At 56.3% G+C, this 4,758-nt stretch carries 5 protein-coding genes and 2 pseudogenes; 4 read left to right on the top strand and 3 right to left on the bottom strand.

Annotation, left to right across the window (positions count from 1 at the left end; genetic code table 11):
- Window positions 1-656: 656 nt before the first annotated feature.
- Together AC1DH9_RS22600 and AC1DH9_RS22595 are read left to right on the top strand one after the other, a co-directional pair.
- Window positions 657-1,403, top strand: coding sequence for a hypothetical protein (locus AC1DH9_RS22600; RefSeq protein WP_427543100.1), 747 nt, complete (start codon window positions 657-659; stop codon window positions 1,401-1,403).
- Between the two features lie 36 nt (window positions 1,404-1,439).
- Window positions 1,440-1,518 (top strand): annotated as a pseudogene (locus AC1DH9_RS22595) (PH domain-containing protein); the annotation flags it as partial.
- 207 nt (window positions 1,519-1,725) lie between these two features.
- Here the strand turns inward: AC1DH9_RS22595 and AC1DH9_RS22590 are convergent.
- The 3 genes and pseudogenes from AC1DH9_RS22590 to AC1DH9_RS22580 form a co-directional block, all read right to left on the bottom strand.
- Window positions 1,726-1,959 (bottom strand): hypothetical protein, encoded by a 234-nt coding sequence (locus tag AC1DH9_RS22590; RefSeq protein ID WP_427543103.1) that lies wholly within the window; start codon window positions 1,957-1,959, stop codon window positions 1,726-1,728.
- Window positions 1,960-1,977: 18 nt separating this feature from the next.
- Window positions 1,978-2,277 (bottom strand): annotated as a pseudogene (locus AC1DH9_RS22585) (hypothetical protein); the annotation flags it as partial.
- 149 nt (window positions 2,278-2,426) lie between these two features.
- Complete coding sequence (locus AC1DH9_RS22580) at window positions 2,427-3,200, bottom strand: alpha/beta fold hydrolase (protein WP_427543106.1); 774 nt, start codon at window positions 3,198-3,200, stop codon at window positions 2,427-2,429.
- 661 nt (window positions 3,201-3,861) lie between these two features.
- On the opposite strand from AC1DH9_RS22580, the gene AC1DH9_RS22575 reads away from it, so the two are divergent.
- Both AC1DH9_RS22575 and AC1DH9_RS22570 read left to right on the top strand, forming a co-directional pair.
- On the top strand, window positions 3,862-4,245 hold the full coding sequence (locus AC1DH9_RS22575) for a DUF6124 family protein (RefSeq protein ID WP_427543109.1): 384 nt from the start codon (window positions 3,862-3,864) through the stop codon (window positions 4,243-4,245).
- A gap of 34 nt (window positions 4,246-4,279) precedes the next feature.
- Window positions 4,280-4,537 (top strand): hypothetical protein, encoded by a 258-nt coding sequence (locus AC1DH9_RS22570; RefSeq protein WP_145015107.1) that lies wholly within the window; start codon window positions 4,280-4,282, stop codon window positions 4,535-4,537.
- Window positions 4,538-4,758 lie beyond the last annotated feature (221 nt).

Here is a 4,758-nt window from a genome sequence, read left to right as displayed (position 1 = left end):
AACCAGGTGGTTGTCGGTTGTCCGAAAGTGTCGGCTGCGGCAGTCACGCCACGTCACGGTATCGTGGCATTTTCAGGCCGTTGGCCAGGCACCCTGAGCGGGCATCTTGTTGGGCCCGGTACGGTCTTTGCCGCACCTCTTCAGGGCATATAGGGCAGCTTGCCACGCCGCCTTTGATTGATCCGCACCAAAGCGACGTGTTCGGTTCTGCCTACGACTATCTATTGAGTCTAGAAGAGTGTGGCCCAAGGCGCCGTCTCTGGAAGGGATTTATGCTTTTTTGCTTTAGGGGTTATGCAAAAAGGATTGCAGGCGGGGAAGGTAACGGCTGAGCTCACCGGGAGGCATCCGACGGTGGAGATTTCGAAACGGATTTCTCAACATTCGCTCCGACCCGAATACTGACCCCCCCCGAAAACCTCGGGGCTAATCCCAAATCCCACTCAGCACCCAGCCCCCCTGTGGGAGCGAGCCTGCTCGCGATAGCGCCAGATCAGCCACCACCAATGCTGAATCCCCAACCATCATCCCAACCAGTCCACCCCCACAAACATCACACCTCACCAACGGGGTCTGTCCCCTTTTCTGCGAGTGGACAGCGAAATGGCAAAATAGTAGCGTCGCGCCACTTTTTTCATCTTTGTAACGGACTACACATGCTCACTCTCGCTCCAGCCTCGCGTCTGTTCTGCGCGATCACTTTCGCCGTCGTGATGACCCCGGCGCTCGCCGACTGGGAAGAAACCCCGGAATACGCCTGGAAGACCTACCTCTCCGATTGCCAGAAATTACAGCGGGCAGTGACCGATGTGCAGAACGGGCGCCAGACGGCCAAGGATGTCTTGTCCACTATCGAGAGTCATCTGCGAACCTTTACTGTACATCGCAAGAACCTCGCCCAGCAAAGCCTCGGCTCCCCCGATTACGCCCGCTGCGAAAGCGTCATCCCCCAAGCGCAAGACATAGCGGCCAAGGGCAGTGCTGAATACGGCGAGGAAATAGATCAGCATTTGCAGCAAGCCCAGACCGAACACCTGAACTCCCCGGAATACAAGCGTGCTCGCTCTCTGGGCTTCAGCGACGTCGGCGAAATCGGGGCCCTCGACCAGCACGCCGAGCTGGATGGCGAAGCGAATCTGAAGACCTTGATGATCAAAGTCGATTTTGGTTGCGGCCGCCATTTCCGCGCCGCGTATTACGCCAAACCCTATGTGATCTACACCGTCCGTCGTTCGGATGGCAGCTGCGGCGTCTATAAGCACGTCGCAGTGCTGGGCGGCGAAATGGTGGAGCGAGGCGATTACATTGATGAGGAAGGGGTTTTTCAGTACGTGGGGTGGAAGCAATTGGCCGGACCGGAAGGATTTCCCATCGACGTTCGAGTCGTAAAGGCGCTGAAGTAACCTGCAGGGATTTTTCTTCAGGCGGAAGATGGACAGATGATCGACTTCAACAACAAAGGGCTTCTTCAAAGTCAATCAGAACGATGAATACACCGAACGCGTAACCGCCTTGTTGTCCAGATGATTTGAAACTGCGAGGGCTGTGAGTGCTGGAACTCAGGACAAATGTCACTGAACACACACAACCCCTGTAGGAGCGAGCCTGCTCGCGATAGCGCCAGATCAGCCAACACCAATGGGTGTCTCCTTTTTTGTTGACGCCTCCCGGCATGAAATCCGTACTTCGATCTCGAGAGTGGCCGATTATTAATGAGCACCTGGCTCATTCCACATACCGGGCCCGACTAAAAAACAGCGCCGCCCCGCTACCGACGGCATAGATCGAAGCGATGCCCAGATCGAAGCCGGCAATGAAAGGCGGCAGCATGAAAATACTTATAAACCCCAGCGCGAGCAGGATGATGCCCAGCCATTTTCTGAGGCGGTAGGATTTCAGATAGAAGAAGAACAGCAGGAACACCGCGTAAGCACCGGCATACAAGCCATATTCGCTCATGGTCTATACGCCTTGATTCGCTGCGGCGAAAACACCACTGGTGAGGATGGYGATACTCGTTCGTTGGGCATTGAGTAAATCCCCCTGTTGCCGGGTCAGGGGTTTGGAGATCCCGACCATCATTTGGCAGGGCAAATCCTTGGCGAGCATTTTGTCGTACAGCTCCACCACCAGATTGCTCACTTCATAGTGGGCGGCTTTCGTTTCACCAAAATGCAGCGTTCTGAGGCTACCCCGTTCACTGGCTGACAGGGTGAAGCGCGATACGTTGAAGACAATTCCATGGTTGCCGGAAAACTGGTCACTCTCAAACTTCAATGCTCGCATCCTTGTCGAGTCTGGAAAGGCGGGGAGTCTGTCTTGGCCCATGGGCGTTCGCAAGCGCTTGGTAATACGCTGAAAAAGACTTTCATCTCGGGTGAAAGTGGAGGCGCTTTGACCTGCCCCTGTACTTCCCAACAACTTCGCTATCGAACGCTAGCGATGAAACGCAGGATTTCCCGCTCGACCTGTTCGGGCTGGTCGAGCTGTATCCAGTGTCCCGTATCCGCCACCACGGCGTGGGGTAACTCCGGTCGTAACGCGTAGAGCGCATTGGGATTGTCGTTCGCGCTACTGACCAGAAGAAAAACAGGACCTTTCCATGCATCCAGCGCGGGTTCCGGGTTCCAATTGGCAAACGCCACCGCAAACCCCAACCGTGCGGTCGCATCGACCGCAGCACAATCTTCCAGAACTCTGGACGTTACCTTTACGTTATTGCCCGCAATCGTGGCGTAGAACCCCTGTTGCACATCAAGGCTCGCAGGCCCCGCCAGCGCTTCCAGCATTCCGGCGCGAACCTCATCGGGAAGTGCCCTTGGATCGGTCGCGGGATCAAGCAGGAACACGCCAGCCACGCGGTCGGCGTATCTGGCGGCATAGTCCAGCGCTGCGGCGCCACTTCCGCTGTGGGCCACGATGATGAAACGCTCAAGCTTGAAGGCGGCGGCTGTATCGATGATGTCCTGCGCACGCCCTGCATATGAATAGTCACCATCCGCAGCCGGGGAGCTGTCTCCGCTGCCCCGTGAATCCAGGGCATAGACTTTCCTGTCGCGTCCGATAGGTTCGAGCATTTCCGCCCACTGGCTTGCTCGACCGGAGTCCGCATGGAGGAAGAGCACCGGCAAACCTTCGCCGTGTCCTGCTTCAATCACAGCAAGATTGCCCTGCGTTCCAGCGAATAGTGTCTGCTTCATAGTGTTCTCCTTTGTGTGTTCCGCACCGTCCGTGGAAAAAGATAAGCCGACGACAACGCCGATCAGCAGCGTAGGGCAAAGAAGGGGGGGGGCAGGGTACGTTTTCTCATACCCATGATCGTGGTCTCTCCCGTGTTTCCCAAATCCCAGTCAGCACGCACAACCCCTGTGGGAGCGAGCTTGCTCGCGATAGCGCCAGATCAGCCAACATCAATGCTGAATACCCAGCCATCATCCCAAACAATCCGCCCCCACAAACTTCACACCTCACCAACCGGTATCAGGAAAGAAAYGGGGACAGACCACGATCATGAATGTGATCAAACCTTATCTGTCCCGTGTTTCCCCCCGTCCTAGGACATTTCCCGCAAACCGTAGCGCCTTCCATGAACTAGCGGCAGCTCTTCTTCAGGGATAGCCTTCAGGTGTCGCTGCGCATCAGCGATCGGCTTTGACAGGCTGAAAAATGCAAGCTTTCACTCCTCTTGATAAAGCGGCATGCTTCCCCGCGTGCAGTTTCTTTCTGGCGGCTGTGCGTGGGGCATCTTCGGGTGCACCGGGTGCTTGCGTTCCTGGTCTGTCAACCCGCGTACAGTTGCCACCCAATCCTGTTTGACAGCAGGAACTGGCAGCTTCGTTAACCAACGCAAGGAGTTCTGCCATGAAGAAAGTCACTCCCAATCCGCCTGAAGCCCCAACCTCGTCTACCTCTGATCCCGTAGATCCCGTCCCGCTCAGCGAAACCGCCCAACGCGCCGTCAGTGCCCGTTTACGTAACCCCAGTCACCCCGATCCCGTCAGCCATGTATTCACCATCGTCCCCGACGTAGACACGCCAACCTTACTGGTCCACGCCAGCGAAACCCTTGCCTCGATCAATGCCATGACCACCGACCTGGCGTTCGAACTCGAAGGCTCGCGGCGCAATGTGGCACTGGCCATTCAACAGTTGGCCGTGCTGGCCGAGTTGTTGGTAAACCGAGCGCTGGACCACCTCGACCCGCCCGATGAGTCGGTTGAGAGTCAGCCCACCGTCCACCACTGAGTGGCCGTGCTCGTTTACCCAATGGAGGTTTGTCATGGATCGATACATGCCAGTCACCGGCATTGACTGCACCATCCCGTCACTGCTGATCGATACCCAAGCACCACTCGACGTACTGCACGAAACCGCGGCCTACCGCATCCGCACCGCGACCCAACTTCTGGAGAACATCGCCATGGGCGAGGGCGTTCACAGTGAGCTGGCGCGGGTGTTGGTGACTTCACTGCGCGATGGTTGTGATTTGCTGGATGTGGTTGGGCGACGATTGCAGGTGGAGGTGTTGTTGGTATGAAGAATGGGCGACCTTGTTTAGGTCGCCTATTTTTGTTGGAGTGGGAAAAACGATTAGTTGGAAAAAGACAGGGATAGACCATGCTTTCTCAAACTCATAATCGTGGTCTATCCCTGTATCTCTCGGCCATCTCGGTAGCGTCACTGCTAGACTATGTTTTCTGCGGTCCTTTGGGCTGCCCATCAGCCCGGTCGTAAGATGGATATCAAAGAGTTTTGCCT

The sequence above is a fragment of the Pseudomonas sp. 05T35 genome (assembly GCF_056396605.1).
Note: the sequence above shows the minus strand (reverse complement) of the source record. Positions and strands in the feature narration are given on the sequence as shown.

Bases quoted from the DNA above. Each gene is read 5' to 3' on its own strand.
- AC1DH9_RS22580 (WP_427543106.1), bottom strand. From the start codon at position 3,200: ATGAAGCAGACACTATTCGCTGGAACGCAGGGCAATCTTGCTGTGATT.
- AC1DH9_RS22600 (WP_427543100.1), top strand. From the start codon at position 657: ATGCTCACTCTCGCTCCAGCCTCGCGTCTGTTCTGCGCGATCACTTTC.
- AC1DH9_RS22570 (WP_145015107.1), top strand. From the start codon at position 4,280: ATGGATCGATACATGCCAGTCACCGGCATTGACTGCACCATCCCGTCA.
- AC1DH9_RS22590 (WP_427543103.1), bottom strand. From the start codon at position 1,959: ATGAGCGAATATGGCTTGTATGCCGGTGCTTACGCGGTGTTCCTGCTG.
- AC1DH9_RS22575 (WP_427543109.1), top strand. From the start codon at position 3,862: ATGAAGAAAGTCACTCCCAATCCGCCTGAAGCCCCAACCTCGTCTACC.